This is a genomic window from Paenibacillus zeirhizosphaerae, from assembly GCF_030705605.1.
GTDB classification, from domain to species: domain Bacteria; phylum Bacillota; class Bacilli; order Paenibacillales; family Paenibacillaceae; genus Paenibacillus; species Paenibacillus zeirhizosphaerae.
Map to the genome: position 1 here is coordinate 243,224 of NZ_JAPCKK010000001.1, position 24,684 is coordinate 267,907.

Genomic DNA, 24,684 nt, shown 5'->3' on the forward strand with positions numbered 1-24,684 from the left:
TCCAATCCCTCCTGTGGAATCCTAGATGGAAGCAGATCTGAACTATTGCTCTCTGGCTGCAGGAAGGAAAGCTTTGATTAAAGGGTGAGCGATATCCGCACTCCCTTCCTAATGGGTTATTATTCCATACTAATTTTTACAGCGGATTTTGCCAACGATTTTTTCAGCAAATCAACATATACATAAATCTCTTCCGGCAATATGACATCGTTTCTTTTCACAAATCCGATATGCATCAGACTGTGCCCTTCCAAAGGAATAGCAATAATATTCGGTTCCATGTACTGTTCCGTAATAAGGCCGGTTCCCACATTGTAGCTATCCGTATTGGACAGCAAACTGTTCATGGTGCCCCGATCCTTTACATAGACCAGTTTCGTAAGATTATCCACTTGAATGGCTTCTTCTGCAAAATGCAGAAGTACATCATCCTGCTGATATGTGAGACAAGGATAGTCTCTTAATTGATCCAGGGTAATGGAATTGAGGTGGGCGAGCGGGTGCTCTTTTCTAAGAAAAACGTGCTGCTTTACCGTAACCAAAGGAGTAAATACTAGTGAATTCGAAATAAAATAACGCTCGAAAAAAAGTTGGTTTACATTGGTGAAAGACAAAATGCCCAAGATGCTTCTGCTTGCGCACACATCGTCAATCACATCCGTTGCCTTACCTTCGCGAATCGTCAGCTCGAAATTACGTTGCGACAAGGTATCCATCAGCTTCGCAAAGGCTTCTATGGCAAAGCCATAATGCTGAGAGGAGATAGAGAGCTTGGTCAAGTTTTCCGCTTTTTGCTTGTTAAAATGATAGACGATGGATTCAGTTTGCTCTAGCACCATTTTAGCGTAGAACAATAGTTCATTGCCCTCTTTCGTAAAAACAACGCCTTTATTCGTCCGGTCCAAAATGGTAATCCCCAATTCATCCTCCAAGTCCCGCAGCGCTTTGCTGATACTCGGTTGTGTAACGAACAGAGCAGATGCTGCTTTGCTGATCGATTCATGCTTGGATACTTCTATTAAATATTTGAATTGGTGTAGCTTCATAATCCCGGCACCTTTCCATAAAACATGCTGTTCATTGACTTTGTTATAACCAAATTCTATAGCAAACGATTAATAAAGTCATTTATTCATTTTGAATGAAAAGTGCTAGTATATAAGGCAATAAACAACAGATTCAAGAGGAGAAGCAAAATGAACCTGGAGTTTTGATATAAAGATAAGTAATGACAATAGTTGAAATGGAACGGAGGAACAGCTTATGCTGCGAAAGGCCAAGGAATCGCATCTTCCTGAAATACTGGATATTTATAATGATGCCATTATGAATACAACCGCTGTGTATACCTACAAGCCACAAACATTGGAAAACCGAATGCGCTGGTTTCACGACAAACAGGAGAACGGATTCCCGGTCATTGTTTTAGAAGATGGGGGGCAGGCGATGGGATTTGCCACTTATGGGCCATTTCGTCCGTGGCCTGCCTATAAATATACTGCCGAACATTCCGTATATGTGCATAAGGATTATCGCAGGCGTGGAGCAGGAAAGCTGCTGATTCAAGAAATTATAAAGCTAGCTGAAGCTAACGGTTATGCCACCCTGATCGCAGGAGTTGACGCTGCTAACGAGGGAAGTATCGTTTTACACAAAAAACTGGGTTTCACTCACTCAGGCACGATACGAAAGGCCGGGTATAAATTCGGGAATTGGCTCGATTTGGCATTCTATCAGCTTGATTTGGACGGACCGCAGCAGCCGACGGAAGATTAAGCATAAGCAACCTTGGTTCAGTGTACCCGGACTAAGGTTGCTGCTTAGTTCCAGTCTTGCTTTAAGCACTAGAGAAGCGACTTAATGTCTGACTCCAGCTCAAATGGCTTGATTGTAGTCTCGTATCTGCCGAACACCTTGCCGTCACGACCGATCAAACACTTGGAGAAATTCCACTTGATCCCGTCACCGGCGTAGATATCAGGGTATTTTTTCTGCAAAAAATCTTTCATCCACTGTCCGTAAGACATTCTACGAAGCAGTGTCCCTTAGTTTACCGGGCCGCCAGTTAGCCAGAAATATGCCAACCAGGATTAAACCGCCGCCTCGGTATACATTTGTATAAACCACTTCGCCCAGCAGCAGCCATCCGGACAGCACGCCGAAAAAAGGCGCCAAAAACAGAAACGCGCTTGTTCTGCCCGGTTCCCCTTGCTGCAGCAGGTAATACCAGACCGCAAACTGAACGATGGAGCCCAGCACTGCCAAATACAAAATAATCCCGACGGATTGCATGTTGATTACCAAATGGGGAGCTTCTATAAACAATCCCAACACAACTAGTACGATTCCCCCACACAGCATTTGATAAGCTGTCAGCACCCATATATTCATTTCGCCGGCCCATTGTTTAACCAGAAGTGTTGCGATGGCCCAGCATACTGCTGATCCCAACCCCAGCCACGTTCCTGTCTGCAGTTGCATTTGGAACCCGAGTGTAACGGTCACACCGACAAATCCGATGACTACTCCTGCCCACTGGGATAAGCGATAACGGGTACGGAAAACGATCGTTCCGAAAATGATGACCAAGAGCGGATTAATGAAGGTGAGAATGGCCGACTCGCCTGCTGTGATTGTCCTGAGACTGAGGAAGATGCAGCCCATGACCAAAGCGGTTTGAAACAGCCCGATCGTTGCGACTTTAAGCCAAGCTATTGCTGAAGCGGGGTGTTTTTTATTTCGAACCCAGAAAGCCATCAGCAGCCCGGCAAGCGTAAAACGGATACCTGCCAGAAGCAGGGGTGAAGCGTAGTCCAGCCCCATTTTCCCAAATGTAAAAGAGCTCCCCATCAGAGAGGTGGCCAATAGGACAAGCAAAATAAAAATAATGGGTTTCATAATTACCTCCGGTGTATCTATTTTGGAATGATGCACCTATGGTAGCATGGATATAGTTCGGTTAGGCTCGAAGTATGGATGTATGGAATGGAGGATGTAAAAATGGATGTAACACCTAATACGATGAAGGTGGCTGCGCTGATCGGAGACCCTTCACGAATAACGATGCTTATTCGCCTCATTGGGGGGAAAGCCATTCCTGCTACGGAACTTGCCCATGCCGCAGGAATTTCGCCCCAGACGGCCAGTACCCATCTTGCCAAGCTGGTGGAGGGAGGGCTACTCACCTATGAAATGCATGGAAGGCATAAATATTTTCGGCTGGCGAACAGCGAGGTGGCGCTTGCTCTGGAAGCTCTGCAGGCCATCGCACCGCAAAAACCGGTTCGCTCACTAAGGGAATCCGATCAATTAAAGGCTCTTCACTACGCGCGAACCTGTTATGACCATCTTGCAGGCAGAATCGGCGTGGCTCTGAATGACAGGCTGCATGAGCTCAAATGGATCGAGGAAGCAGGGACGGAATATGAATTAACGGCGGAAGGACGGCTTTTTCTGCAGGATTTCGGTATTAATGTTGAGCTGTGCCGCGCAAAACGCCGCCGTTTTGCGCGGCCCTGTCTGGATTGGAGCGAGCGCCGCCATCATCTGGCCGGGAGCTTGGGTGCAGCCCTGACCGGCAGGTTTTTCGAGCTGGAATGGACCCGGCGACTGCCTGACGGGAGGGCTGTGTCGGTGACAGAGGCAGGAAAGAAGGGATTGGAAGCTGAGTTTGGCATCGTGATTGGTAGTTAATATTCGTTAACTCTGCACCCTTGGAGAGAAACGCCCAGCCACGTTTGTATTTGGCATCATCGGGTAACTATATGTAAGAGGCAGGGCCGAAGGAACACTTGAGGGCTTTTGCAGAAGCAGATTTCCACAGGAGCAACCGCTCCAATTTATTTGAAGGAGGCAATGACAATGGAATTTCAATCCGAAGATAAACTTCGCAACAAGCTGAATAAAGACGGAGATTCCCTGATGGAGCAAAAGAAAATGGAGAACGGTCAGGATATCGAGCCTGAGGCTGAAGAATGGGTTGCGAAAACGACACCGGGGATGGTCAAGGACGACAGAAACTCCTCCAAATAAGAGGAGAAGGGTCTTGGGCCTTTGATTTAAGACAGATTGTCCTTGCGGGCAATCTGTTTTTTTAGATTCCAGCAAGTATAAACTTCTCGGTATAATTTCTTGCAATCGCAAGTTTACTTCGTTCCAATTTCAATCCAAGATTCGCATTCAATCCAAGATTCGCACATCCCATTACGGATAAGCGAGCTTGTGCGAGCTATATCCACCTAAGCTTATATACCAACGTGTACGTAAGCGTCCATTCTCAGATCTCAGGCTATTGTACGAAATATCGTTCAAAATTGGTTTACGGGTTTGCATCCGGAATATGGGGTGAAAGACTGGCGAGGGCGGTCGTATTTCGTGGACTTCATTTGGATCGCGGGCGGGTTTTGTTTCGTATTTGATCGTATTTGAAATCATGGACTATGGTTCACATGGCACAGACCGTTCTCTGTGTTACCATAATAAGGAATGTCATGTGCGGTATTTAACAAAATTATATAGAAGAAAGGCGATACTTCCATGAAAAAACCGTCAGTACTGTGGATTGTCATTGGAGTAATTACTGTCTTAAATGTATTTTACTTTTTTATTACAGGCTCCCCATCTAAATAAGGATCTAAAAATCACACAAATCACACTATTTTCCTCAAACTTTGAAGTGATATTATTAACTCAACTTTCGCAGAACCCAATCCAACTCCACCTAATCATCCGTGCTTGACAGTCAAGCCGCCCGTCGATCGTGGCAAGGCATGTGAACTCGCTGTCCGGGAGCTTTGCACAATTATCCCGTTGGATCAGGTACAGAAAAACAGAAAACCGGGAACCGAAAATATACTCTAGGCACGTTAAAGAAAATAACGGATCAAATGAGGCACGAAAATGTCTGTGGTTACGCGATTCAGGGCCATTGAATGGGTCTATTATTTTTTGATGTGCCTTATGGGGAAGCAGATCAGTCGAGATCAGGAGACGATCTTAGGAGAAAGCAGCGCGTTTAGGTGCTGTGAAACCGACCGAGAGAGAACGAGGGAAGATGAGCAAGGCCCCGGAAACATAAAAGACCCTGGTCCTCGTTACCGCTTGAACCCGAAGGGTTTCCGATGTCCTTGTTCATGCTGACCCACACCGGTCAAGCCACGCACCTCATGCTCACCTCTCCTCGTTCAAGCACTGCGATCAGGACGCAGCCGCAAGAGGCTGCACCGGTTGGCGCGCGATCAGTCGGCGGTAAGGGATCGCCGGAATCGCCACGCTCATGTACAACAACTTCTGCCACATCGTTTCTTCCCCTTCGGTCAGGCGCAGTCGGCGGCGTCCGGTGTACTCGTTGAGGTACACCTGCAGGTGCTTGCTTCCCAAGGCTACATACGTACTCTTCAGCGATTTCCACGCCCCGCTCACTACTTTCCGCAAGGGCGTATACAGCCGATAGGCTTGAGGGAACGATTGTACCGCTGCTGCACGGATATCTATATGTTCGTTGATGAATGCAGCGAGTTCGTGACGATTTGCTCTTTGCCCATCTCCCTTCTTCTGCGGGACCAGGCGGATTTTGACCTGCTCCGGCTCGCCCGACTCCGTGACCGTGCACCCGGCTACGACCGCCGAAGCATGCGGATGAGGAAACTGAGGCCGGGACAGATTACGCCCATACAGGTCGCTGTTCACCTTCACGTCTCCGCAGAGCAGCTCCCGGGCATCGAACTCCCCGATGGCATGGCGTATTTTGTGCAGCATCAACCAGGCGGTCTTGTAGGTGACCTGGATCACCTGGCTCAGCCGCATCGCCGAGATGCCGTCGGGGAGCAGGAACAATTCCAGCGCCTGGAACCACTTGGTCAGGGGGAGATGGGTTCGTTCAAAAATCGTGCCGACCAAAGCGGACGTTTGATGCGCGCACTTTGCGCACTCGAACAAAGGGATGCGCCGGGAAGTCAGACGACTGCAGCGGGTATGGGCGCAACGCGGGCAGACGAAGCCATTCGGCCACTTCAGCACGATCAATGCCTCCATGCAGACCTGCTCGTTGTGATAACGACGGCTAAAGGGTTGAACTTCCGTTTCCGCTTGGACTTCCATGTCTGCTTTCCTCCGATCCATCATCCACGAACGTAAGTTCTTTTTCTCATTATACCAAACGCATGTTCCTATTTCAAGCCGAACTTCCCACTTGAGCCACCTTTTTTCGTATCTCGTTTCTCTTTCCTCTTTCCTTCCCCCAGGCCCCCTCAAGCCCCAACCCTCGACCCCCGCATTCTGAGCAAAAGGGATAATCATGCAAAGCTGTATGGGAAGGCAGCAAGCAACAGGCATTAGGCAACGGACACCACTCCCTATAGACACCTATCTCACTCTGGCTACTAGACTTTGAGGGGGGCGAATCCCCTTCTTGCAAGAAAGCTAGCAAAATGCTGTCTGCTTTGATTCAGCGTCAACCCAGCAGTAGATCTCCGTTTTACACCGTTATATCAGGGCCTGTTTGCCGATTGGGTGAAGTAAAGTAGCTTACATAGAAGTACACGTTCGAATCATCAGGGAGGTCAGAAAATGCATCTATTCGATCTTGCGCCACAACAAGGAATGACACCGGTCATTGGTATGCTGCATGCTGCTGTAGAGGATACCTACCATCGCCTGCAGGCGACGTGTGCCGGATTAAGTGAAGAGGAGCTGTATTATAAGGGGCCAAATGGGTCATTAAACAGCATTGCCCAACTGCTAAAGCATCTGGCTGTTGTTGATCTGCACTGGGTATACCGGCTCCGGGGAGAGTCGGTGCCCGACGAGCTCGTTCAGCAGTTTGGACCGATGGCCACTGAAGAAGGAAGACTCCCCGAGATAGAAGGAGTCCCATTGGAGGATTTATTTAGCCAATACGACAGAGTTCAGGACATGTTCAGACAAGCGTGCCTGATACTGACGGATGAAGATCTGGAAAGAAAAGTTCCTTATGAAAATGGAGCGGAGGCGACGGTCCGCTGGGGGATATGGCACATCGCCGACCATTCCAGATATCATCAGGCCCATATGGCCTGGCTTAAAAAAATGTGCCGCACGGGTCTATAGCCGATTACAGAAATCCGTGCTGCTTCGCATAATTGCCCCAATGCGGCTTTCTGCCGTCCACATCCACAAAGCCATATTCATCGGACAGCTCCCAGCTGGCGAGGGTTTTGCCGGATTTGCTCATAATTTCCGGGTCAGCCGCCAGCGCGGCCACTCCCTGTGCAAGCAAATAAGGAGTCTCGGACTGCCCGAAATGCTCTGCATCGGGTATCCCGCTATGCACCGCATCCTGCCAGTTCTGCTCGGTAACTCTGAAGTGATCCAGCATTTCTTCCGAGCGAAGGAAGCCTGGCGTTACAGATATAGCGGCTGTATTATACGAGCGCAGCTCTTCAGCCATGGCGGCTGCCAGATGGATGACCGATACCTTGGCCAGACTGTAGTACAGATTTCCACGGTATCTGTAGTCAATACCGTCCGTCACTTCGATGATGAGACCGCCGGGATTTTCGATGAGCAGTGGGGTGCCGTAATAGCTCGTGATCATATGAGATTTTACGGCCCGTTCCTGGATTAAGAGTCCGTTGGCGAGCGAATGCCGCCAGTAGGCTGCCTGAAAGTCAGTCAACTTGTCGCCGCCCCAAATATCGTTCACCAAAATATGAAGCCTGCCCTGCTGTTCCTGTTTGATCCGCTCGAACAGGGCTTTCACCTGCTCTTCCTTGGTGTGGTCGACCTGAACGGCAATCCCTGTCCCGCCGCGCTCGTTAATCATATCGGCGGTATCTTCAATCGTCTCGGGCCGGTTCAGATCGGAAGCCTGTCCCCGGATACTACGGCCGGTGCAGTACACCGTCGCTCCTGCCGTTCCCAGTGTGACGGCGATCGCTCTGCCCGCTCCGCGCGTTGCGCCTGCAACAACGGCTACTTTGCCCTGTAATGGTTTTGTCATTCCATTGTCCTCCTTGTTGGTTGTTCAATAAGTAAAAGACGATACAGGATCAGTCTATCCTTGAAATAAGACATCTACTGTCATGATTATTTGGTAAAATAAAAGCAACTAATAACAAAATGGAGGCGAAAGCGGATGAGAGCGGATCGTTTGCTGCATATCCTGCTGCTGCTGCAGAACCAGGGGAGACTGACCACCCGACAGATGGCCGGACAGCTTGAAGTATCGGAACGCACGATTGCAAGAGATATGGAAGCGCTCAGTATGGCGGGAATTCCCGTATATGCCGAAAGGGGAGCAAATGGGGGATGGCGCTTGTCCGAAGGATACCGAACCCGTCTCACAGGCATGAAGCCAGATGAGCTCGTCTCACTATTTATATCCGGTCAAGAAAAGGCGCTGGAGGATCTGGGGATTCGCAGACACTTCGATTCTGCCATCCAAAAGCTGTTATCCTCCGCTCCGGTCATGGTGCAGCGAAGTGCCGAAGACGTGCGAGCCAAGCTGCATATCGATGGAGCGGGCTGGCATCAGGCGGACGAACAGTGTCCGTGCCTGCCGGTGATTCAGGAAGCCGTATGGGGAGAACGGCTGCTGTCCATTACGTATATGCGGTCCGGAGAAGCCGAAGAGCGGACTGTATCTCCGCTTGGTCTCGTAGCCAAACGTGGCGTCTGGTACCTGGTGGCAGCAACGGATCATGGGATGCGAACGTTCCGCATCTCCCGTCTGCATGCGGCGGAGATGAAGGAGCAGACATTTGAGCGTCCGGCAGCGTTTCAGTTGGCACAGTATTGGGAGCAATCTATGTCGGAATTCAAAGCAACTCTGCCGCGTTATCCGGCGAAGCTGCGTTTTGACGAAGGGCTGCTGGATGCACTGTCCCGCACACGGTATGTAAAGCTGCTGCATATGGTGCACACAGGACAGGAAATCGAGGCAGAGGTTGAATTCAACACGCTGGAATCCGCCTGTGGGATTATTCTCGGGTTTGGTCCGGGGATGGAAGTGCTGGAGCCGCAGGAATTACGGAACCGGGTGTGTGAGCAGGCGGCGGCTATTGCCGCTTTATATCAACAAAAGCTGTCTACGGGAGGTTAAATGAAAGAAGCCAAGGTTGTTTTTAGAGTCAAGAGTCCTATTAATTTTAACGTTCTGATTGGTTTTTTTGTCCTAGGGGGAATTTTGTACGTTGGCTCTGAATCCGGGCGGCGATATAAAAATACTACTTCAGCGGGTTTGCCCTCACGGTGTCTTCCTTGGTAGAATTGCAGTGGGAAACATAAATCCGTGGCAGAGGGTGTATAATGGAAAACTGGATAACGTCATTTATGGAGCAGTACGGTTATTTTGGAATCTTTCTGATGATTGCCTTTGAAAATGTATTTCCGCCCATACCATCAGAGGTGATCCTCACTTTTGGCGGATTCATGACTACGAACTCGGATTTGACCGTGCCTGGGGTTATAATAGCTGCCACATTGGGTTCGGTTGTCGGTGCGATTATACTATACGGAATTGGCCGTATCCTAAGCGTTGAGAGAATGGAAGCCATCGTTGACAAGTGGGGGCATATTCTCCGTGTTAAAAAGCAGGACATACATAAGGCAGATGCCTGGTTTGACAAATATGGACCATGGACGGTATTGTTTTGCCGCATGGTTCCGCTGATCCGTAGTCTGATTTCCATTCCGGCAGGCATGTCGGGCATGAAGTTCTGGGTGTTCCTTGTGTTCACCACGATCGGTACGTTAATCTGGAATATTTTCCTGGTAAGCGTTGGCGCCGCATTGGGAGAGAACTGGGAGAACGTTTTGGCTTATATGGACGTATATTCGGAGATTACTTATGCAGTTATCGCTGTTGTTGTCATCATATTTGTTATTTACTGGATCCGCAAAAGCCGGAAGGCATCCTGATTGTACAGCATTGAAAGGAGAGGCTTAGCATCAATACATTTGAAGCTTCTGAGCTCATGAACCGGGCAGAGCAATTTGTAAAAGAACAGCTGCAGCATGACAGCAGCGGCCATGATTGGTGGCATGCGTACAGAGTCAAGCAGACCGCTGCCGCCATTGCGGAACGGGAAGGGGCTGATTCGCAGGTATGCATTCTGGCTGCATTGCTGCACGATGTGGCAGACCCGAAGCTGAACCCTTCCAAGGAAGAAGGGCTACGTAAGGTGGAGGGTTGGCTTCAAGCGGAGGCAGTGTCGGCTGAGGCGAGCGAGCATATTCTTGGCATTATATCCACGATGTCCTACAGCGGAGGAAACCGTCCGCCAATGCAAACGCTGGAAGGCCGGATTGTACAGGATGCTGATCGGCTGGATGCCATCGGAGCGATTGGAATCGGACGTGCCTTCGCCTACGGCGGGGCACGGGGACGCCTGATGTATGATCCCGGCGAGAGCGCCCGTGAATTTCAGTCCGAGGCAGAGTACAGAAACCATCGAGGCACAACGATCCATCATTTTGACGAAAAGCTGCTGAAGCTGAAGGAACTCATGAACACGGAAAGCGGGCGTGAACTGGCTGAGCAGCGCCATCAGTTCATGCTGGAATTCCTGGACCGTTTTCATAAGGAATGGGAAGGGAACTGACTCAGTAATCAAAATAGCGGCAGCCAATCCTGGACTGCCGCTGTCAGTTGCACTACATATAACCTTTATCTCCATATGGCTGAAGGCGGTCTAGCCACGCCTTTTCCAGCTTCTCCAGCGCATCCTTTGCATCAAAATAACCGGATTCCGGCTTTTGGAGCACCTCCAGCACTTCAATTTCGAAGGCATCTTCCCCGTCCCTCGACCAGTCAGCCTGCAGGGCGGTATTCCGGCTTGAGCCTATATTCAGCTCGAATCGTTTCCCGTTCAGTGATTTCAAGTTAGGGGTAGAGCCTACAAACAGCTTGCCGGTTTTCTTGTGGCGGATGCAATATACGCCTGCTTCAATCTTGACTTCTTTATATTGTTCCACGAGTTCCCGTCTCCGGTTCATTGTTCTCATTCCTTTCTTATTCGGTGACCCAGTATTGACTGCCGTCTTCTTTGCGATCCATCAAACCATACTCTATGAGATACCTGCGAAGGGTCACATAATCATCGTAAGCGAAGGAGAGCAGCTCATTGACTTCCTTTTCGGTGTACGTTCTGCCGGCTTCAAACCGCTTGACGAGGTGGCGCAGGACAATCAGCTTATGCTTTTGCTGCAGATCAAACGTCTTTAGACGCCCATCCGGTCCGTCCGGAAAATATTTGGCCAGCACCTTCTCATTTTCCTCAGTTGTAATGTTATACCGTTCATCGAGCATCGGAGCTTGTATCGGTACCTCGACGATGGCGGGAGCGTGGCGATCACGATCCTTCATCAGCTCCATCAGTGCCAGGAATACTTTGGCCTGCCGTTCTTTTTCCTTCAGAGCAAAGCGGTGATTCCGGATGGTGGATGCGCTGCCGGTGCTCGTTTCCTTCTGAATCTCGGTGTCGCTTTTTCCCTGGTAAAAAAGGCGCAGCAGTCTGTTCTGGTGCTCGGTCAGTCCGGTCAGCTTCTTATCGAGGCCGATGAGATAATCAAAGACGGAGCCGAACTTTTGCGCAATATGAAGCTTCATGTAGCGTTCAGCGCTGTAAAAGATACCATCCTCCTGATAAACAATGCCTTCTTCGAACTCTGTTCCGTCGAGCAGGCAGATATATTTATCGTCCTGCCGGATGTAGCCTTTTTTCAAATCATCTATATGAGCGCTCCAAAATAGCCCGGACAAGTCCACTTGATAAACACCTCGTTTAATTGTTTGTTTTATTATAGATAATATATAATTTTGTCTTTGTTTTTGTCAAATGGAAAGAATACCTGCCTGATTTTTATGGGTTTGCACCCTCGATCTGCTGTAAAATAAATCCGCAGGAGGCGAGAAGAAGTTAAAAAAAATACATTTACGAGCAATAAAAAAAGGCCGTCCGAAGACGGCCTTTCCACCCGTGGCGCTATTGAAACCTTGATCCGCATCCCGCGCCTCCGTACAGCTCTGTTGATTAGAGCGTAACGGATCGGGTAAGGGATACGTTCAACATGTGATTACTAATGTTGACGCACCTCCTTTCCTGATATCTACACTTTACCATATCAGGAGGACAATATCCAGTGTTTTGTTGAAATAAATATCCGAACCTGTAAAATGGAGAGTACATCAGGAGGATAGTGGGAGGGTCGGCAGATTCCGCTGCTCAAACAAAGTAAAGGGGAGACGAAAGATGAGTGGGACTTTTCAGATGCGCGATCATTTGCTGCAGGAGCTGGAGACGGGTGCAAGGACAGGAGCGGAGCTAATTCGCCGTATCCGTCCTGAGGAGTGGGCTTATAGGCCGCAAGATAATATGCGTTCCTTGCTGGAGCTGGTGCATCATTTCGTACAGATTACTGTCTCGGACCTCACAATAATGCAGGAAAAGGGAGAAGCGGAGGTAGCCGAGGTGGAGAACCGCCTGTCTGGGCTGGATGACCCTGAGTGCTTGGCGACAACTTTGTGGCGCAACTATGAGACGTATAAGAATTATATCGTGTCATTGAGCGAAGAAGAGCTGCTGAATCGCTCGACCAAGGCGTTCTATGCAGAGCAAGGGCACTTACAGGCCCAGTGGCAGATCGAGACGCTAACGCACGTTTTCCATCACCGCTCACAGTTGTATAACTATCTGAAGCAGTTGGGGCATGAGCTACATTTTACAATGCTGTATATGTAGTGAATTGCTTATGGATTCGCGAATCGAAGATATTTTATTTACAAAAAATATGTAATATTAATATGCGATCTGCTTGCGTTAATGTCGACGTAGGTGGGTCGCTTTTATCTTGCAGGGGTGCGCGTCTATCCGGTATAATATGGTACATACGATGATTGAACGTCGGGCGACCGCAGAGACAAACTGACGCGGTTTACCGCAAAATATTACCGGGGTATAGCGCAGTCTGGTAGCGCGCACCCTTGGGGTGGGTGAGGTCGTGGGTTCGAATCCCGCTACTCCGATATCTGTTTCTTGATTATGTCCTGCTGACGCTTTTACGGCGCGGCGGGACATTTTCATTGCAGTCCGTCTCCAAGAAATACATAGAGAAAAGAGGTATACGATGTTCCGCCGATTTTTCAGCTATTACCTGCCTTACCGGCCGCTCTTTATTCTGGATTTTTCCTGTGCGGTATTCGCTGCGCTGCTGGAGCTGGGCTTTCCGCTTGCGGTTAATTACGTGGTGGATGAGCTGCTGCCACTGGGAGAGTTGCGATCGATTCTGCTGGCCTGCCTGGGTCTCCTGGGCATTTATGCGTTAAACACGGTGATGCAGTACGTTGTGAACTACTGGGGGCATATGCTCGGTATCAATATAGAGACAGATATGCGCCGCAAGCTGTTCGAGCATATGCAGAGGTTGTCTTTCCGTTTCTTCGATAACAACAAGACAGGCTCACTGATGTCACGGATTACGAATGACCTGATGGAAATCGGCGAAATGGCTCACCATGGCCCCGAGGATTTGTTTATTGCGATTATGACGCTGCTTGGAGCCTTTACGTTGATGTCGTTCATTCACCTGGAGATGGCGCTCCTGATCTTTGCGGTGATTCCACTGCTAATCTGGCTGTCGATCTATTTCAATAAAAAAATGACACGGGCGTTTGACGACATGTACAGCAGCATGGGAGAGTTCAATTCCCGTGTTGAAAATACGATTGGCGGTATCCGTGTCGTTCAAGCTTTTTCCAATGAAGAATTTGAGAAGCAAAGATTCAGCCACGATAACGGCCGCTTCCGCACTGCGAAGCTACTGGCCTATAAAATTATGTCCAAGGGCTTATCCATGAGCTATATGCTGACCCGCTTTGTATCCCTCTTCGTGCTGATCAGCGGCGCTTATTATGTCATTCGCGGAGAGCTCACCTATGGCGAATTTGTCGGCTTTATCCTGCTGTCCAATGTATTCTTCCGGCCTATAGATAAAATCAACGCCATTATCGAGAGCTATCCGAAGGGCATTGCCGGTTTCAAGCGATACACGGAGCTGATGGACATGGAGCCGGAGGTGGCGGATTTACCGGGTGCCGTAGAGGTGGACAACCTGAAGGGGGATATCCGCTACCGTGGAGTGAGCTTCGGGTACGGGGATAAGGAAAAGGTGCTGCATGATATCCATCTCGATATCCGTGCCGGAGAGACGGTTGCTTTTGTAGGACCATCCGGTTCGGGAAAAACCACGATCTGCAGCCTGCTGCCCCGTTTTTATGACGCCGACGGCGGTTCCATTACCGTAGATGGGCTGGATATCCGGCAGATGACACTGTCCTCGCTTCGCCGCCAGATCGGCATTGTGCAGCAGGATGTGTTCCTGTTCTCCGGTACGATCCGCGAGAATATCGGCTACGGCAAGCTTGATGCCAATGATGAAGAGATTTGGGAAGCGGCGCGCCGGGCTCAGTTGCTGGACTTTATTCGCTCCCAGCCGGAAGGGATGGCTACGGTCATCGGCGAGCGGGGCGTGAAGCTATCGGGCGGGCAGAAGCAAAGACTGGCCATTGCGCGTATGTTTTTGAAAAATCCGCCGATTCTTATTCTGGATGAGGCTACCTCGGCGCTGGATACGGAGACGGAGGCAGCCATCCAGCAGTCCCTGGCGGAATTGTCCGCAGGCCGGACAACATTGGTTATTGCCCACCGGCTCGCGACCATTAAGAATGCGGACCGAATCATCGTGGTTACCGAGAAAGGGGTTACCGAGCAGGGCAGACATGATGAATTGATCGCATCCGGAGGTGTATACAGCCGCCTGCATGCCGCCCAATTCGGATCCTGAATAAATCCATTCCAGAAATTCACCTAATGATTATGAGGTCGATCCGGCTCAGAGCGCGGATTGGCCTTTTCACTTTGTGTTTATTATAATGAAGACAGCTTGATTCATATCAAATTTGCATTAATATGTTGAAAAATAGGAAATGTTATCGGAGTGCAAAATTTTATACAATGGAGGCTAGGAAGGAAAGCGCTTATCATATTGATAGGCAAGCATGTATTCCGTACCCGGAAATGCCGGAGACGAGGCATATTTCTTTCTACTTAAACTCAAGAATGAACTCTGTGAAATGGATGATGGATGGAGTTTTTAATAGGTTGGAAATGAGAAAGCAAATTTAAAGACCGATTCCGTCCAGCGATGAATCCCAAAACACAATGAAGGGAACGAGATGACGATGGCAGAAAGTGACAGACAAGTGCCATGGCAGACGTATTACGGACCGAACTTAGGGTATGTGCAGGAGCAGTATGAAAATTTCGTCAAGGATCCGGCCTCCGTTGATCCGACGTATCGTCAGCTTTTTGAACAGTGGGGGGAACCTCCTCAAGCGGAAGAGAACGGTGTGCCCGCATTTTTCGAAAAATATGGGGGGCCCATGGTTGTCCAGCCGGCAACCGACGCAGGTCTATTGAGGAAAGCGGTTACAGCGGGCAAGCTGGTCTCGAATATTCGTGCTTACGGACATCTCGCAGCCGACATTGATCCTTTGGGATTGAGTCCTAAGGCGGATACGGGCTTGCTTGAGCCGGCGTTTTACGGGCTGACAGAGCAGGATCTGAAGGCTTTTTCCGCTTCTTTAATCTGGGATTCCGCTCCTCAGGATGCGCTTAATGGATGGGATGCGATTCAGAAGCTACGTGAAGCTTATACCGGTCCGCTGGCGTTTGAATTCACGCATATCCACGATGAGAAGGAAAGAGGTTGGTTGAACCGTAAGGCGGAATCCGGCTGGAACGCCGATCCCCTCAACGTGGAGGAGCGGGAGGCTCTGCTTGGCAGACTGGTTGAGGTGGAGCAGTTTGAGGAGTTCTTGCACAAAACCTTCGTAGGGCAGAAGCGGTTCTCTATTGAAGGAAATGATGTGCTTGTGCCTCTGATTGATGAGGTAATTCACAGCGTAATTCAGGCAGGTGCAAATCATGTTCTAATGGGGATGGCTCACAGAGGAAGGCTGAATGTATTGGCTCACGTTCTGGGCAAGCCGTACAGCAAAGTGTTTGCCGAGTTCCATCATTCTCCGAATAAGGATATGATTCCGTCCGAGGGCTCAACCGGCATCAATTACGGCTGGACAGGGGATGTGAAATACCACCTGGGAGCTGACCGGTATGTGCAGGAAGGAGAAGCCGTCCGTGCGCGTCTGACCTTGGCGAATAACCCAAGTCACCTGGAATATGTCAACCCAGTTGTACAAGGCTTTGCGCGTGCAGCTCAGGAGGATCGCAGTACACCGGGATATCCGGTACAGGATGTTAACAAGGCTGCAACGATCCTTATGCATGGCGACGCGGCTTTTCCTGGGGAAGGAATTGTCGCGGAGACACTGAACTTTAAAGATTTACGGGGATTCAGCAACGGCGGAACCATTCATATCATTGTAAATAACAGGCTCGGCTTTACGACGGACAGCAGCGATTCCAGATCGACCCATTATGCAAGTGATCTGGCTAAGGGCTTCGAGATTCCAATCATTCATGTGAATGCGGATAATCCGGAGGCCTGCATCGCCGCGGCCCGTATTGCCGCTGAATACCGGAATAGATTCAAGAAGGATTTCCTGATTGATCTGATCGGATACCGCCGCTATGGCCACAACGAAACGGATGATCCAGAGACAACACAGCCGCTTGTTTACCGCAAGGTAAAGCAGCATCTGACCGTCAGTAACTTATATGGAAAATACTTGGCGGAGCAAGGTGTGGTGGAGGCATCGTTCCGCGACCGTCTGGTGGAAGAAGTGCAGACTCGGCTGAAGGCGGCTTATGAAGAAGCTAAGAATCATCCGAAGGAAGAGCCGGTTGAAGACAAGCGTCGCCCAGACAATGACAAGCTCAAGCTTCAGACGGGTGTTCCGGTGGCACGGCTGCAGGAACTGAACGAAGCCTTGCTGAAATGGCCTGCCAATTTCCGAGTCTATCCAAAGCTGTCCAAGATTCTGCAGCGTCGTAAAACCGCATTGAATGCAGGGGAGAAGATCGACTGGAGCCTTGCGGAGACACTGGCTTTCGCAAGCATTCTGGCAGACGGCAGACCGATCCGTATGTCAGGCCAGGACGCGGAAAGGGCTACTTTCGCTCACCGTAACCTTGTTCTGCATGATCCGGAAACAGGGGATGTGTACTGTCCGCTGCATGCTCTGCCGCAGGCCAAGGCTTCCTTCGCAATCTATAACAGTCCGCTGTCAGAAGCGGGTGTGCTCGGCTTTGAGTACGGCTATAACGTATATTCACCGGAGACGATGGTCATCTGGGAAGCTCAATTCGGGGATTTCGCCAACTGCGCCCAGGTCATCTTTGATCAGTTTATCTCCGCAGGTCAGGCAAAATGGAGACAAAAATCGAGTCTTGTTATGCTGCTTCCACATGCTGCGGAAGGGCAGGGGCCTGAGCATACGAGCGCCCGCCTGGAGCGTTTTCTTCAACTCGCTGCGGATGACAACTGGACCGTTGCCAATCTGTCCAGCGCAGCCCAATACTTCCATCTGCTGCGGAGCCAGGCGGCTCTCTGCGGCACAGACCAAGCGCGGCCGCTCGTTCTGATGTCGCCGAAAAGCCTGATCCGCAACAATCGGGTAGCTTCGTCGGCCGCCGAACTTAGTGATGGCTCGTTCCGACCGATTTTGGAGCAGACGGGACTGGGAGGACGCACCGATCGGGTAGAACGTATCGTTCTATGCAGCGGCAAAATGGCCATTGACCTCGAAGAGGCGCTGGAGAAGGAAGGCAGCGGTGAGCTTGACTGGCTTCATATCATCCGTGTGGAGCAGTTGTATCCTTTCCCTGAACAGGAAATCAAGGCTGTGCTGAAGCGTTTCAGCCATGTGAAGGAGCTGCTGTGGGTACAGGAGGAACCGAAAAACATGGGGGCATGGACTTACATGGAACCTCGTCTGCGGGCCGTTGCTCCTCAAGGGGCTGAGGTGAATTACCAGGGCAGACCGGAGCGTTCAAGCCCTGCGAGCGGTTATCAGCACGTTCATAGTGTGGAACAGCAAAATATAATTCAGTACGCGCTGAAGAAAATATCGAACAAAAACAACATTCCACTGGGGAGGTAGCGTCTGTGAGCGAGATTAAAGTACCCGCAATGGGGGAATCCATTACCGAAGGAACAATTTCCAGATGGCACGTCAAAGAGGGGGATGCAGTATCCCAGGGAGATGTTCTGCTGGAGCTGGAAACGGATAAAGTCAATCTGGAGATCAGCGCTGAAGAATCCGGCGTGCTTGAGAAAATTATCCGTCAGGAAGGCGAGACGGTAGAGATTGGAGAATCGGTCGGCCTGATCGGTGACGGAGCAGGCGTGAGCCCTGCTGCACCGTCCGCAAAAGCGGAGGTGGCTCCGGCTTTGGCAGACGCTGGTGCCCCTTCTGTTCCTTCTAAGGGTGATGACAAGCAGCTCACTGGCAGCGTCTCGGCAGCCGTGCCGCCGCCAAGCGAAAGCACGCAGAAAGCCTCCCCATCGGCCCGCAAGCTTGCGCGCGAGCGCGGCATTGATCTCGGTGAAGTTCAAGGAAGAGATCCAATGGGTCGCATTTACCAGGAGGATGTAAAAGCCTACGCTCCTGGAGCTGCTCCCGCTGCACAACCGCCTGCGCCAGCGGCTCCTGTGAAACCAGCCGCTGCTGCCCAGCCGGAAGGTGGGTATGGCAAGCCGGTTGAACGCCAGCGGATGAGCCGCCGCCGTGCCACCATTGCCAAGCGCCTCGTCGAGGCTCAGCATACAGCCGCTATGCTGACGACCTTTAATGAGGTCGATATGACGGCGATTTTGGAAGTGCGCAAGCGCAGAAAAGACAAATTCAAGGAAAAGCATGATATTGGCCTGGGCTTCATGTCCTTCTTCACGAAGGCGGTTGTCGGCGCGCTTAAGCAATTCCCGATGATTAATGCTGAAATTGATGGCGATGATATTGTTCTGAAGAAATATTATGATATCGGGATTGCTGTTTCCGCCAAGGAAGGATTGGTTGTTCCGGTCGTGCGGGATGCGGACAGACTCGGATTCGCGGAAATTGAGAAGAGCATCGCTGAGCTGGCGAGCAAGGCGCGTACTAACACGCTTGCCTTGTCTGATCTCCAAGGTGGAACGTTTACAATCACGAATGGCGGGGTATTCGGTTCCCTGCTCTCGACCCCAATTTTGAATACCCCTCAGGTGGGCATTCTGGGCATGCATAAGATTCAAATCCGCCCAGTAGCTATTGATGAGGTACGTATGGAGAATCGTCCTATGATGTATATTGCCCTGTCCTATGATCATCGGATTATTGACGGCAGCGAAGCCGTGCGCTTCCTGGTGACGATCAAGGAGCTGCTGGAGGATCCTGAGTCCCTTCTGCTTGAAGGATAACGGTTTTAATGTGTTGAATTATTTAAGGCAGACCGCGCTACCGCGGTTTGCCTTTTTGGGATGACTATACATGGAGAGGTCTGGTGATCGCATGAGTGTGGAATGGAGAGAAAGGTATCCGATCGGGGAATTTGAGGCTCCTGACCCAATTCCCGATGAAATGCTACAGGGCTGGATCAATGATATTGCCGAGCTGCCTGCCAAGCTGCGTGCGGCTGTCAAGGGATTGGATGACGAGCAGCTCGACACCCCCTATCGCGAAGGCGGCTGGACAGTGCGTCAGGTAGTTCATCATGTGGCGGACAGCCATATTAACAGCTACGTACGTTTTAAGCTGGCTCTGACGGAAGAGCTTCCTGCTATCAAGCCTTATGAAGAAGGCCGATGGGCGGAACTTCCCGATGCCAGGCTGTCCGTTGAGGTTTCTTTGAACCTGCTGGATTCGCTGCATGAACGATGGGTAACCTTGCTCCGTTCCTTTGAGCCTGAGCAGTTCAGCCGCTCATTTGTTCATCCGGAATCGGGTGTAATCAGTCTGAAGAACGCTACAGGCATGTATTCCTGGCATGGGATGCATCATACAGCGCATATCACGTCGTTGACGAAGCGAATGGGATGGTAAGGAATTAATCCATACAAAAGAGCATCCTCCGCCGTACAGGCTTAAAGGATGCTCTTTTCGTGTTTAACTAGAGGATACAAGGGAGAAATTGCGCTGCAGCCAGCCGATCAGGTCGGACATGACTTCCTCGCGATTGATTTCATGCAGCATTTCATGCCTTCCATCAGGATACAGCTTATACTCCACCCGTTCCATTCCCAGCTCCTTATACATTTGTACAAGAGACAGGACGCCTTTGCCGAACATGCCAACAGGGTCCTTGTCGCCAGCAAAAATATATACTGGCTTTGCCTTATCAATTTTGCCAAGGGAATCAGGGAGGTGAATTTCCTGCAATAGCCTAAAGAAAGAACGGAAGAAATCGGTTGTGCAAATGGCTCCACATAAAGGATCCTGGATAAAGCGGTCGACTTCTTCTGGATCACGTGACAGCCAGTCAAAGCTGGTTCTGACCGGCTGGAAGGAGCGATTAAACCCGCCGAATACGATCGCGTTCAGCAGCCAGCTACGGTGTTCTGTCCCCTGCATCATGGCCTGCATCATGGCCATCCTTTCGCCGAAGCGAAGCAGCCTGCGGCGGCCGTTTGTGCCTGACAGTATAAAACCGTCATAGGACTGATCCGGAGCATACATCACCTTCTGGGTCAAAAATGAACCCATGCTATGTCCCATCAGAATGCGGGGGACTCCTGGAAATTCGGAGGATGCGATATCGCCTACTTCGATCATATTACGAGCCATCCGGTTAAAGGCGTCCGGGCCTGGATTGCCCAGACTGTTTGTAGCGGACGCTGTTTTACCGTGCCCAATATGATCATTGGCATAGACGGCATACCCGCTGGCCGTCAGACACTCGGCCAGTTCCAGGTAGCGGTGGGCCGTTTCACACATGCCGTGTGCAATTTGAACGATGCAGTGAACGGCGGTTTCGTCTTCAGGCAGCCAGCGATATACAAAGATATCATGACCACCGTGATCCCACATCGTAAACGTATGTTCCTTCATCTGTGACGTCACTTCCTTGAACTGAGCGGTCGTTCGTGCTGAACGGGCCTACGGAAGATAGGATCTCAGCACGGTGCTTTTTCCGGAGAGAGAGTATTCTCCAAGGTTGGCTGGCAGCAGGAAGCAGTCCCCCGCTTTATAGGCCAGAGAATCGCTGTCATTGTTCCATGCAAGGGAGCCGTTTCCTTCGCAGATAATCAGAATGGTGAAGCTGTCAGCGGTAGTGGACATATCCCATTTATCGCTTACGATTCCCTTTTCCACCGTAAAATAGTCACAGGTAGCCAACTGCAGCCATTCTCCTGCTTCGGCTCCTGAGGTTTTCATAGAGGTCGCTCCTGCGCCTTCGTAAGAGGTCACCTTCAAAGAGTCCTCAATATGCAGCTCGCGCGGCCTGCCGTCCAGTCCGGGACGATTGTAATCATAAAGCCGATATGTAGTATCGGAGTTTTGCTGGATTTCCGCCACGAGAACACCTGCGCATAATGCATGAACCGTTCCAGCAGGTATGAAGAAGGTGTCTCCTGCTTCTACCGGAACCTGATTTAGGAGATCCATAATGGTTCCATTTTCAAGCGCAGTGCGCATCGTTTCAGGGGTAACCCCTTCTTTAAGGCCATAAATGATTTTGGCGTCCGGCTTGGCATCCAGCACATACCACATCTCCGTTTTGCCCAGCTCGCCTGGAGGCAGACCTTCGTAGCTGTCTGTCGGATGGACCTGAACGGACAGATCGTCATTGCAATCCAGCAGCTTAATCAGAAGAGGGAAGCGGCCTCCCTTTTCGGAGACGCCTTTGCTGCCAAGCCATTCCGTCCCGAACTGCTCACGAAGCTCGTTCAGTCCTTTGCCGGCAAGAGGGCCGTTGACGACGGCTGTTGTGCCGTTGGCGTGGTCTGCGATCATCCAGCCCTCGCCAATCGGGCCTTCCGGGGGAGTCAGGCCGAATTTTTCCAGGGCTCTGCCGCCCCACACTCTTTCTTTAAATTCGGGTTGAAACTGTAGTGGATAAGGATTCAGCATGGTTTCTCTCTCCTCCAAATTAAAGTAATCGAATTATACGGAACGTGTGGACTGAAAAAACTCCAGCACCTCTCCGTCGGGGCCTCTGAAGAAGAAGTAACGGCTGCCGTTCGGAAGCGTTGTCAGTTCAGGGTCAAGCTGCTCCACATTCAGGCTTTGAATACGGCGGTATTCGCTCTCGATGTCGTCAACGCTGAAAGCGACGTGATGGACCTGGCCTTCGCTAGGCAGCTTGGCCGCATAGCCCTCAATAAGTTCAAGCTCAACGCTACGTTGGCCGGGGAAGGACAGGAAGGCGAGGCGGATACTATCACTGGTATGGCCAGCGGTTTCCAGATGAGTCAGGCCGACAACCTTTTCGTAAAACTCAATGGATTTTTCGATCGATGCTACCATGATGCCAACATGTTCTATTTTTGTTACTGCCATAATACGAACCGCCTTTCTCAAAGTAAGTTGTATGTAAGGCGATCAGGAGCGAGCCGTTTTCTGACCGCGCATAACCGTAAATAGTCACAGCTTATGAGCCTTCTTCTCAATCGCAACGACGTAAGGCGCCGAGGGGCGCTGCAGTTGCCGATAGATGATACTCTGGTATCGTTCCACAGGAAGTTCGGCAGCCCATTCGGTAACCGCTCGGGCTTCTTCTTCTCCGCCGGGATGGCCGGGGTAGAGAACAGCCGTCAGAATGCCGCGCGGACGCAGCACCGTGAGGGCAGCTTCCATGGCCGCAAGGGTGCTGTCCGTTCTGGTAATGACCCCGGGATCAGCTCCTTCCGCCGGCAGGTAGCCTAAATTGAACATAACAGCCGCTACAGACCCGCGAAGCTTCTCTGGAAGCTTGTCGTGGAGCAGGGAGTGGCTCTCATGCAGCAGTGTAACTTGTCCGAGGGGCGCAGTCTCCTTGACAAGACGCTCCTTCGTTAAGCGCAGCGCTTCCTCCTGGATATCGAAGCTGTATACACTGCCTCGTCTGCCGACCGTTTTGGCGAGGAAAAGAGTATCGGCCCCCGTACCGGCTGTTGCATCCACTGCTGTATCTCCCGGCTGTAGTCTTGCAGATATAAGCTGGTGAGCATAGCTTAAAACAGACAGAAAGCCCATCAGGCGTTCCTCCAGTATTTGCCCTGCCACGAATCGCGCGCGCTTAGCTCTTTATCTATCCCATTGAGAACTTCCCACTTGTTCAAGGACCACATAGGCCCGATCAGCAAATCTCTCGGAGCATCTCCGGTCAGCCGGTGCACAATCATTTCCGGTGGCAGGAACTCCAGCGTATCCACGATCAGCTTGATATACTCGTCCTTTTCCAGGAAGCGGAGCAGTCCAGCCTCATACTGCTTGACCATTGGCGTTTTGCGCATCAGGTGCAGCAGATGGATTTTGATTCCTTGCACATCCATCTGGGCAACGGCACGGCCGGTGTCGAGCATCATTTCATGTGTTTCCTGCGGCAGCCCGTAGATAATATGGGCACAGACGCGTATATTGCGTTTGCGCAGCTTCTCCACCGCATCCAGATAGCATTGGGTATCGTGGGCTCTGTTAATGAGCTGCGAGGTGGACTCGTGAATCGTTTGCAGCCCCATTTCAACCCAGAGATAAGTTCTTTTGTTCAACTCGGCCAGATAATCAACGACATCATCGGGAAGGCAGTCAGGGCGTGTGGCGATGGAGAGGCCGATCACTCCTGGCTGTTCGAGAATAACCTCGTAATATTCACGCAGTTCCTCTACAGGAGCATATGTGTTGGTGTAGGCTTGAAAATAACCGATATATTTGGCGTTCGGCCATTTCAGATGCTGTCTGTCGCGAATTGTATTGAATTGGGTGACCAGATCATCCCGCCGTCTTCCGGCAAAGTCGCCTGACCCGCGCGCGCTGCAGAAGGTGCAACCACCTTTGGCGATGGAACCGTCCCTATTGGGACAGGTAAAGCCGGCATCCAGCATGACTTTAAAGACCTTTTCCTGAAACTGCCCGCGCATTTCGTAATTCCATGTGTGGAACCTTTTATCTCCCCACAAGACGGGGGGCATAAGCAAGTTTGAATTCATAAGGTGCTCCTTGTACATATTTGAGAGCTGTACAGCCTTTCTCACCAGTCGTTCAGATCTTATCTATTGTACCAAAAAACCGCTTCACATGGGAATTAGACAAATGGAGTAAAAGGGGAAACAGAAGGAAAAAAGGGCTGCGGAACATTGTAATACTTTACATGATATGTTATATTGAAAGCGGAACCAGATATTTGATGCAAACGTCTTTGCTCCAATTCTATCCAGACATACTACAGGTCCGGTCCACCAAAATTAACCGTGAGGTGATCAGGATGAATACGCCCGGCCGCAAGCGCCCTGAGAAGATTTATGTTGAGTTGACGTTCGATGAGGCGCTCGCACTGACAGGGGTTCGTTATCCGGCAAATCAGCAAATCGGAACCAGTGCCAGACAAAAAATTCGCGCCGCATGTGAAAAGACATTTGATTTATCACCCGAGAATAAGGTAGACTATGAACTACTGACTTAGTTGGACCCCAATCCAAATATATCGAAAAGGGAATTTCTTGTCGTCGTTCATCACGAATGACACTGGAAATTCCTTTTTCATTTTCACGGCGCTGAATTTCCCGTTTACT

The 24,684-nt window shown here is 50.5% G+C and carries 25 protein-coding genes and 1 tRNA gene; 14 read left to right on the top strand and 12 right to left on the bottom strand.

The window, feature by feature from the left end:
• Positions 1 to 119 precede the first annotated feature (119 nt).
• A complete protein-coding gene (locus OIN60_RS01120; RefSeq protein WP_305753024.1) occupies positions 120 to 1,046 on the bottom strand; it encodes a LysR family transcriptional regulator in 927 nt (308 codons plus the stop codon).
• A gap of 217 nt (positions 1,047 to 1,263) precedes the next feature.
• On the opposite strand from OIN60_RS01120, the gene OIN60_RS01125 reads away from it, so the two are divergent.
• Positions 1,264 to 1,776, top strand: coding sequence for a GNAT family N-acetyltransferase (locus OIN60_RS01125; protein WP_305753025.1), 513 nt, complete (start codon positions 1,264 to 1,266; stop codon positions 1,774 to 1,776).
• 68 nt (positions 1,777 to 1,844) lie between these two features.
• On the opposite strand, the gene OIN60_RS01130 is transcribed toward OIN60_RS01125, so the two are convergent.
• Positions 1,845 to 1,997 carry a hypothetical protein gene (locus tag OIN60_RS01130; protein WP_305753026.1) on the bottom strand — a complete coding sequence of 51 codons (153 nt, stop codon included), beginning with the start codon at positions 1,995 to 1,997 and terminating at the stop codon, positions 1,845 to 1,847.
• A 31-nt stretch (positions 1,998 to 2,028) separates the two neighbouring features.
• A complete protein-coding gene (locus tag OIN60_RS01135; RefSeq protein WP_305753027.1) occupies positions 2,029 to 2,898 on the bottom strand; it encodes a DMT family transporter in 870 nt (289 codons plus the stop codon).
• A gap of 102 nt (positions 2,899 to 3,000) precedes the next feature.
• Between OIN60_RS01135 and OIN60_RS01140 the strand changes: the two genes are divergently transcribed.
• Positions 3,001 to 3,693, top strand: coding sequence for an ArsR/SmtB family transcription factor (locus tag OIN60_RS01140; RefSeq protein WP_305753028.1), 693 nt, complete (start codon positions 3,001 to 3,003; stop codon positions 3,691 to 3,693).
• 168 nt (positions 3,694 to 3,861) lie between these two features.
• The gene (locus OIN60_RS01145; RefSeq protein WP_305753188.1) at positions 3,862 to 4,032 is read left to right on the top strand and encodes a hypothetical protein; all 171 of its coding nucleotides are present in this window, start codon (positions 3,862 to 3,864) and stop codon (positions 4,030 to 4,032) included.
• 1,164 nt (positions 4,033 to 5,196) lie between these two features.
• Here the strand turns inward: OIN60_RS01145 and OIN60_RS01150 are convergent.
• On the bottom strand, positions 5,197 to 6,099 hold the full coding sequence (locus tag OIN60_RS01150) for a transposase (protein WP_305753029.1): 903 nt from the start codon (positions 6,097 to 6,099) through the stop codon (positions 5,197 to 5,199).
• Positions 6,100 to 6,567: 468 nt separating this feature from the next.
• Here OIN60_RS01150 and OIN60_RS01155 point away from each other — a divergent pair, with 468 nt between their 5' ends.
• Positions 6,568 to 7,086: a DinB family protein gene (locus OIN60_RS01155; protein WP_305753030.1), complete on the top strand. Its 519-nt coding sequence runs from the start codon at positions 6,568 to 6,570 to the stop codon at positions 7,084 to 7,086.
• Between the two features lie 4 nt (positions 7,087 to 7,090).
• Here OIN60_RS01155 and OIN60_RS01160 read toward each other — a convergent pair whose 3' ends face one another.
• Positions 7,091 to 7,978, bottom strand: a complete 888-nt coding sequence (locus OIN60_RS01160; RefSeq protein ID WP_305753031.1) for an SDR family oxidoreductase — start codon at positions 7,976 to 7,978, stop codon at positions 7,091 to 7,093.
• A gap of 135 nt (positions 7,979 to 8,113) precedes the next feature.
• Between OIN60_RS01160 and OIN60_RS01165 the strand changes: the two genes are divergently transcribed.
• The 3 genes from OIN60_RS01165 (at position 8,114) to OIN60_RS01175 (ending at position 10,580) form a co-directional block, all read left to right on the top strand.
• Entirely contained in the window at positions 8,114 to 9,079 is a 966-nt protein-coding gene (locus OIN60_RS01165) for a helix-turn-helix transcriptional regulator (protein WP_305753032.1), read from the top strand.
• A gap of 206 nt (positions 9,080 to 9,285) precedes the next feature.
• Positions 9,286 to 9,897: a DedA family protein gene (locus OIN60_RS01170; RefSeq protein ID WP_305753033.1), complete on the top strand. Its 612-nt coding sequence runs from the start codon at positions 9,286 to 9,288 to the stop codon at positions 9,895 to 9,897.
• A gap of 56 nt (positions 9,898 to 9,953) precedes the next feature.
• The gene (locus OIN60_RS01175) at positions 9,954 to 10,580 is read left to right on the top strand and encodes an HD domain-containing protein (RefSeq protein ID WP_305753034.1); all 627 of its coding nucleotides are present in this window, start codon (positions 9,954 to 9,956) and stop codon (positions 10,578 to 10,580) included.
• 52 nt (positions 10,581 to 10,632) lie between these two features.
• On the opposite strand, the gene OIN60_RS01180 is transcribed toward OIN60_RS01175, so the two are convergent.
• Positions 10,633 to 10,974: a GIY-YIG nuclease family protein gene (locus OIN60_RS01180; RefSeq protein WP_305753035.1), complete on the bottom strand. Its 342-nt coding sequence runs from the start codon at positions 10,972 to 10,974 to the stop codon at positions 10,633 to 10,635.
• 16 nt (positions 10,975 to 10,990) lie between these two features.
• A complete protein-coding gene (locus OIN60_RS01185) occupies positions 10,991 to 11,746 on the bottom strand; it encodes a DUF2087 domain-containing protein (RefSeq protein ID WP_305753036.1) in 756 nt (251 codons plus the stop codon).
• A 484-nt stretch (positions 11,747 to 12,230) separates the two neighbouring features.
• On the opposite strand from OIN60_RS01185, the gene OIN60_RS01190 reads away from it, so the two are divergent.
• From OIN60_RS01190 to OIN60_RS01215, 6 genes are all read left to right on the top strand, one after another.
• Positions 12,231 to 12,719 (top strand): DinB family protein, encoded by a 489-nt coding sequence (locus tag OIN60_RS01190; protein WP_305753037.1) that lies wholly within the window; start codon positions 12,231 to 12,233, stop codon positions 12,717 to 12,719.
• Between the two features lie 210 nt (positions 12,720 to 12,929).
• Positions 12,930 to 13,003: transfer RNA gene (locus tag OIN60_RS01195), tRNA-Pro, on the top strand.
• 101 nt (positions 13,004 to 13,104) lie between these two features.
• Positions 13,105 to 14,820 carry an ABC transporter ATP-binding protein gene (locus OIN60_RS01200; protein ID WP_305753038.1) on the top strand — a complete coding sequence of 572 codons (1,716 nt, stop codon included), beginning with the start codon at positions 13,105 to 13,107 and terminating at the stop codon, positions 14,818 to 14,820.
• A gap of 391 nt (positions 14,821 to 15,211) precedes the next feature.
• Positions 15,212 to 18,100, top strand: coding sequence for a 2-oxoglutarate dehydrogenase E1 component (locus OIN60_RS01205; RefSeq protein WP_305753039.1), 2,889 nt, complete (start codon positions 15,212 to 15,214; stop codon positions 18,098 to 18,100).
• A gap of 5 nt (positions 18,101 to 18,105) precedes the next feature.
• The gene (gene odhB, locus OIN60_RS01210; protein WP_305753040.1) at positions 18,106 to 19,395 is read left to right on the top strand and encodes a 2-oxoglutarate dehydrogenase complex dihydrolipoyllysine-residue succinyltransferase; all 1,290 of its coding nucleotides are present in this window, start codon (positions 18,106 to 18,108) and stop codon (positions 19,393 to 19,395) included.
• 91 nt (positions 19,396 to 19,486) lie between these two features.
• Positions 19,487 to 20,017 carry a YfiT family bacillithiol transferase gene (locus OIN60_RS01215; RefSeq protein ID WP_305753179.1) on the top strand — a complete coding sequence of 177 codons (531 nt, stop codon included), beginning with the start codon at positions 19,487 to 19,489 and terminating at the stop codon, positions 20,015 to 20,017.
• Positions 20,018 to 20,080: 63 nt separating this feature from the next.
• On the opposite strand, the gene OIN60_RS01220 is transcribed toward OIN60_RS01215, so the two are convergent.
• From OIN60_RS01220 to mnmL, 5 genes are all read right to left on the bottom strand, one after another.
• The gene (locus tag OIN60_RS01220; RefSeq protein ID WP_305753041.1) at positions 20,081 to 21,022 is read right to left on the bottom strand and encodes an alpha/beta fold hydrolase; all 942 of its coding nucleotides are present in this window, start codon (positions 21,020 to 21,022) and stop codon (positions 20,081 to 20,083) included.
• A gap of 48 nt (positions 21,023 to 21,070) precedes the next feature.
• The gene (locus OIN60_RS01225; protein ID WP_305753042.1) at positions 21,071 to 22,045 is read right to left on the bottom strand and encodes a type I phosphomannose isomerase catalytic subunit; all 975 of its coding nucleotides are present in this window, start codon (positions 22,043 to 22,045) and stop codon (positions 21,071 to 21,073) included.
• 33 nt (positions 22,046 to 22,078) lie between these two features.
• Positions 22,079 to 22,474, bottom strand: a complete 396-nt coding sequence (locus OIN60_RS01230) for a VOC family protein (protein WP_305753043.1) — start codon at positions 22,472 to 22,474, stop codon at positions 22,079 to 22,081.
• Between the two features lie 84 nt (positions 22,475 to 22,558).
• Positions 22,559 to 23,149 (bottom strand): tRNA 5-(aminomethyl)-2-thiouridylate-methyltransferase MnmM, encoded by a 591-nt coding sequence (gene mnmM / locus OIN60_RS01235; RefSeq protein ID WP_305753044.1) that lies wholly within the window; start codon positions 23,147 to 23,149, stop codon positions 22,559 to 22,561.
• The gene (gene mnmL, locus OIN60_RS01240; RefSeq protein ID WP_305753045.1) at positions 23,149 to 24,102 is read right to left on the bottom strand and encodes a tRNA modification radical SAM protein MnmL/YtqA; all 954 of its coding nucleotides are present in this window, start codon (positions 24,100 to 24,102) and stop codon (positions 23,149 to 23,151) included. Before mnmL ends, mnmM begins: the two co-directional genes overlap by 1 nt.
• Positions 24,103 to 24,377: 275 nt before the next feature.
• Here mnmL and OIN60_RS01245 point away from each other — a divergent pair, with 275 nt between their 5' ends.
• Entirely contained in the window at positions 24,378 to 24,575 is a 198-nt protein-coding gene (locus tag OIN60_RS01245) for a hypothetical protein (RefSeq protein WP_305753046.1), read from the top strand.
• The last annotated feature ends 109 nt before the right edge of the window (positions 24,576 to 24,684 follow it).

Excerpts from the sequence above, each read along its gene's own strand:
- OIN60_RS01205 (WP_305753039.1), top strand. The coding sequence starts at position 15,212 with ATGACGATGGCAGAAAGTGACAGACAAGTGCCATGGCAGACGTATTAC.
- OIN60_RS01125 (WP_305753025.1), top strand. The coding sequence starts at position 1,264 with ATGCTGCGAAAGGCCAAGGAATCGCATCTTCCTGAAATACTGGATATT.
- OIN60_RS01160 (WP_305753031.1), bottom strand. The coding sequence starts at position 7,978 with ATGACAAAACCATTACAGGGCAAAGTAGCCGTTGTTGCAGGCGCAACG.
- OIN60_RS01170 (WP_305753033.1), top strand. The coding sequence starts at position 9,286 with ATGGAAAACTGGATAACGTCATTTATGGAGCAGTACGGTTATTTTGGA.
- OIN60_RS01225 (WP_305753042.1), bottom strand. The coding sequence starts at position 22,045 with ATGCTGAATCCTTATCCACTACAGTTTCAACCCGAATTTAAAGAAAGA.
- OIN60_RS01165 (WP_305753032.1), top strand. The coding sequence starts at position 8,114 with ATGAGAGCGGATCGTTTGCTGCATATCCTGCTGCTGCTGCAGAACCAG.
- OIN60_RS01180 (WP_305753035.1), bottom strand. The coding sequence starts at position 10,974 with ATGAACCGGAGACGGGAACTCGTGGAACAATATAAAGAAGTCAAGATT.
- OIN60_RS01135 (WP_305753027.1), bottom strand. The coding sequence starts at position 2,898 with ATGAAACCCATTATTTTTATTTTGCTTGTCCTATTGGCCACCTCTCTG.
- OIN60_RS01150 (WP_305753029.1), bottom strand. The coding sequence starts at position 6,099 with ATGGAAGTCCAAGCGGAAACGGAAGTTCAACCCTTTAGCCGTCGTTAT.
- OIN60_RS01175 (WP_305753034.1), top strand. The coding sequence starts at position 9,954 with ATGAACCGGGCAGAGCAATTTGTAAAAGAACAGCTGCAGCATGACAGC.
- OIN60_RS01220 (WP_305753041.1), bottom strand. The coding sequence starts at position 21,022 with ATGAAGGAACATACGTTTACGATGTGGGATCACGGTGGTCATGATATC.
- OIN60_RS01190 (WP_305753037.1), top strand. The coding sequence starts at position 12,231 with ATGAGTGGGACTTTTCAGATGCGCGATCATTTGCTGCAGGAGCTGGAG.
- OIN60_RS01215 (WP_305753179.1), top strand. The coding sequence starts at position 19,487 with ATGAGTGTGGAATGGAGAGAAAGGTATCCGATCGGGGAATTTGAGGCT.
- mnmM (WP_305753044.1), bottom strand. The coding sequence starts at position 23,149 with ATGGGCTTTCTGTCTGTTTTAAGCTATGCTCACCAGCTTATATCTGCA.
- mnmL (WP_305753045.1), bottom strand. The coding sequence starts at position 24,102 with ATGAATTCAAACTTGCTTATGCCCCCCGTCTTGTGGGGAGATAAAAGG.
- OIN60_RS01230 (WP_305753043.1), bottom strand. The coding sequence starts at position 22,474 with ATGGCAGTAACAAAAATAGAACATGTTGGCATCATGGTAGCATCGATC.
- OIN60_RS01140 (WP_305753028.1), top strand. The coding sequence starts at position 3,001 with ATGGATGTAACACCTAATACGATGAAGGTGGCTGCGCTGATCGGAGAC.
- OIN60_RS01145 (WP_305753188.1), top strand. The coding sequence starts at position 3,862 with ATGGAATTTCAATCCGAAGATAAACTTCGCAACAAGCTGAATAAAGAC.
- OIN60_RS01245 (WP_305753046.1), top strand. The coding sequence starts at position 24,378 with ATGAATACGCCCGGCCGCAAGCGCCCTGAGAAGATTTATGTTGAGTTG.
- OIN60_RS01120 (WP_305753024.1), bottom strand. The coding sequence starts at position 1,046 with ATGAAGCTACACCAATTCAAATATTTAATAGAAGTATCCAAGCATGAA.
- OIN60_RS01155 (WP_305753030.1), top strand. The coding sequence starts at position 6,568 with ATGCATCTATTCGATCTTGCGCCACAACAAGGAATGACACCGGTCATT.
- OIN60_RS01200 (WP_305753038.1), top strand. The coding sequence starts at position 13,105 with ATGTTCCGCCGATTTTTCAGCTATTACCTGCCTTACCGGCCGCTCTTT.